A 3783-nucleotide genomic window follows, 5' to 3' on the forward strand; every position below is an offset into this window, starting at 1 on the left:
GCTAGAAATTATGGGTTAAATCAAATCAGATATTAAAAAAATTTTAAACTGAGATAAATCACTAAATAAAATTTGTATAGCTAAAAAAATTGCATAACTCAAAAAATTTTCTGAGAAAATTTTTGGTTTTTAGAGTACAAAATTTCCTAAACTTACTATGCCTATTTAAAATTATCAAATAAAGTTTTCTAAATTTTAAAGGCGTAAAAATCGATCAAGAGTTTCATGAGGATTACTTGAAAAATTATGATCTTAGTATATCCTCTTACAATGCTCCATTCAGCATTTAATTTATTGAAAATCAATGCGATAGCTCATAGAATCTTAGAATATAAACTGAAAATTTAATTTCAATTTAATCCGATATCTGTAAATTGAATAGTATTTTAAATCAATCTCAATTAAACCAATTGATGTATTATTTGATTGATTCCATCAAATATACCGTATTAAAACTTTCGTCACTGACGATGCAGCATTTGCTTCTTTTATACAAATGCTGTTCTGTTATACACTACCTAAAATTTAAACTTTGAATATTTAATCATCATTTTACATCATATTATCATAAGCATATCGAAAAAGCCTATAATATATCTAAAGAAGCAGAAGATAATAATACCAAACATTCTACCTCAATTATGAAAAAACATCATACTTATCGTGAGTATGATTATTTTTGTCATTTTATTTATTATAAGAATCTTTTATAAGAATATTTATTGTTTTCTTATCTTTTAATTATTATCACTATGATATTGGCTATAGTGGCCCAATAGTTTTCATGATTACTTGTGTTCAATTAAAAATAAACGCATGGAGACGACAAAAAAGAAATCAGTCAAGTATTTGATTGGAGCCGTGCCGTACTAATTAATACGATGACAATCTTTATTTTAAAAGAGTTAAAGGTGAAGTGAAATCTTTTTTCAAATCATGGGCGACTCCTTCATGTGTTAAATACCCACAATAAACATTTAGTCCATTTAAAAGATTAGGATCTTCTAAAACTGCTTTATGATAACCCTTATCAGCCAATGCCATGACAAAAGGTAAAGTGGCATTATTCAAAGCTAATGTTGAAGTAAGCGGCACAGCACCTGGCATGTTAGTCACACAATAATGAACAATATTATCGACAACGTAAGTGGGTTTTTTATGAGTTGTAGGTTGGCTTGTTTCAAAACAACCACCTTGGTCAATAGCTACCGTCAACCATAACTGATCCTAAGCGCATTCGCTTTAGAATTTCGCGTGAAACTAATTTAGGCGTTGCCTGACCCGGTACTAAAATAGATCCAACTACAAGGTCAGCATCTATGACGTATTGCTCTATGGTGCCTCCTGTTGCATAAGCAGTATTTAAACTACCTCCAAATTGAAAATCCAACTCTTCTAAACGACGTAATGATTGATCAAGAACAGTGACCTGTGCTTTTTTACCTATAGCCATACAGACTGCGTTAGAACCCACTACCCCACCACCAATAATGGTCACTTTTCCAGGAAAAACTCCTGGAACACCACCCAATAAAATTCCACTCCCACCAGCTGGTTTTTCCAAACAATGAGCACCGGCCTGGATAGCTAAACGCCCCGCTATTTGACTCATAGGTGATAAAAGTGGCAATCCCCCCTTGCTGGAAGTAACCGTTTCATAAGCAATAGCAATGCAACCCGATTGTAATAATGCATCTGCTTGCTTAGGATCAGGAGCTAAATGTAAGTAAGTAAATAAAACTTGCCCTTCTCGTAATAAACAATATTCGCTTGGTTGTGGTTCCTTCACTTTAACAAGCATTTCTGCTTGTTGATACAGAGATTCAGGGGTATCAACAATAGTAGCTCCCGCTGTTATGTAGACTTCATCAGTAAAATTGATAGCATTGGCTGCATTGTGCTCAACAATAACTTTATGACCTCGATTTACAAGTTCACGAACGCTATAAGGAGTTAATCCCACACGATATTCGTCCGTTTTTATTTCTCTTGGAACACCTATTAACATCAATTCATCTCCAATTAATCACCAATCAATCTCAAAAAGAACCTGTTTTTATTGCGATAAAACTTTATCTAAATTTTCAACTAAAACGTAATCTATAACTTGAAATATGGGTAGCTCGAGATCTTTTTAAAAAATTATAATAATATTTCCTGTTCCTCATGCCGGTTCTTCCTAATACCCGCCGAAAATAAAAAACCAGCATTAACTCCTTGCAGGCTTGAGTAACCCCACTCTCACTACCTTTTCTAATCGAGTTACAATTTTTAAGTAAACATTGCTCCCAAGAAATTATTATTTTTTCTGCAGCTAATTCGAGTCAATCTTTTAGATGCTCTTGTTCGTTAATAAAAATAGAAAGATTGTTTTTTGACTTAAACTCAATGTGCTTAATTAAAATTAATTTTTGACCAAGTTCACAGTGCGAGAACGCCGTAAGTCTTACACTAAATACTTGAATATGATCCTGAGAAGAAACAGTAGCAATTGCATTGCTAGCATCATAGATAAGTTGTGGTGAGTAAATTTTTCTATCAAGAATCCCTATAATATCCGTAATTTGTTTATAATTTAGTTTGCTAACTAAACAAAACAAAAAGATATTTTTTCTAAAGTTTGTGCCTGGTGGAAAAACATAATTAAATTTATTGGTATCATGTAAAAATAAGGGAGCGATGTTTTCCACTAAAAAATACTGGTAACACTCATGATCTTCTAACAAAATATTATTTATTCTTTCTATTTGAGTCAGCTCTTGTAAAACGATTTGAGTAAGCTTTTGTAAAAGAGCTTGGCAGTGATCACTTGACACCAAAATTAAAATCAGCAGCTTTAATCCATGTGTTACAATCATAATAGAGCACATAGATGAGGATACCTTAACATTATTCATACTCAAAGACAAAACAAGAATACTCATGGCAGCACCTATGTTTCTTTTTAGAATATTTAATAATTGATTAATAGTATTTACTTGAATTTCGCCACTTTCTCTACAGAATGCCTATTTTTAAATGGGAAAATATCGTCATGTTATAAGCTCTGAAAAAATTAATTTTTAAAAGGTTTATTTTTTGAGTGCATCATATTGAGATAATTGATGTATATCAAGTTATTTTTAATTGTTTTTAACCGTAAATCAGTAGGCAATCACTGCTAGTACACCCAAAGCGAAATAGTTTTTAGTCCTTTATCCAGTATCTCTATCATCTAGCTCGTATCCCCCCCCTCTTCCATTACACATTCTGAAAAACTTTTTCTGAAGCTAATCTAATAAGGCTTAAGGCTGCTAACATTTGATCTGTGTAGTTCTAATTATCATAAATTACTTGCTTCTCCCCAAATAACAAACGAGAGAAATTTTCTCTTTCTAAGAGAAATATTTAACTAAGAAAGTACACCACTTAAATTAATTTTGTAAGGGGGGTATTTAGTCCGTAGTTACCAAAATACCATGATCTACCCTTTTCATATAGTCCTATGATAGATAGTTTTGTAAAAACTCTCTTGTTAGAGAACTCTTCACCGAACCCAATAGAAATTATAATCACTTACTGTATTAAGCTTTGATCTTTTAAGCGAACAACTTTTCTTAAACAATAATTTATTAAACGAAATGATAGTCCATTACATTATTAGCTGATTACTTTAAATTTCTGAGCCATCAGATTTTACTTGAATTTTTACAGCCAAATCGATAAATTTTTTTACAAGATAACCAGAACCTTGGCTCAAAAATTTTCCCTTAAAAACTATAATACTTTTAAGACAGAATACCT

General features: G+C 31.7%; 1 protein-coding gene and 1 pseudogene. Both read right to left on the reverse strand.

Annotation, left to right across the window (positions count from 1 at the left end):
- Window positions 1–891 precede the first annotated feature (891 nt).
- A pseudogene (gene ald / locus CLERM_RS03690) lies at window positions 892–2008 on the reverse strand (alanine dehydrogenase).
- 316 nt (window positions 2009–2324) lie between these two features.
- Window positions 2325–2924, reverse strand: a complete 600-nt coding sequence (locus CLERM_RS03695; RefSeq protein ID WP_102157236.1) for an adenine nucleotide alpha hydrolase family protein — start codon at window positions 2922–2924, stop codon at window positions 2325–2327.
- Window positions 2925–3783 lie beyond the last annotated feature (859 nt).

Source organism: Coxiella-like endosymbiont, assembly GCF_002871095.1.
Taxonomy (GTDB): Bacteria; Pseudomonadota; Gammaproteobacteria; order Coxiellales; family Coxiellaceae; genus Coxiella.

Excerpts from the sequence above, each read along its gene's own strand:
- CLERM_RS03695 (WP_102157236.1), bottom strand. The coding sequence starts at position 2,924 with ATGAGTATTCTTGTTTTGTCTTTGAGTATGAATAATGTTAAGGTATCC.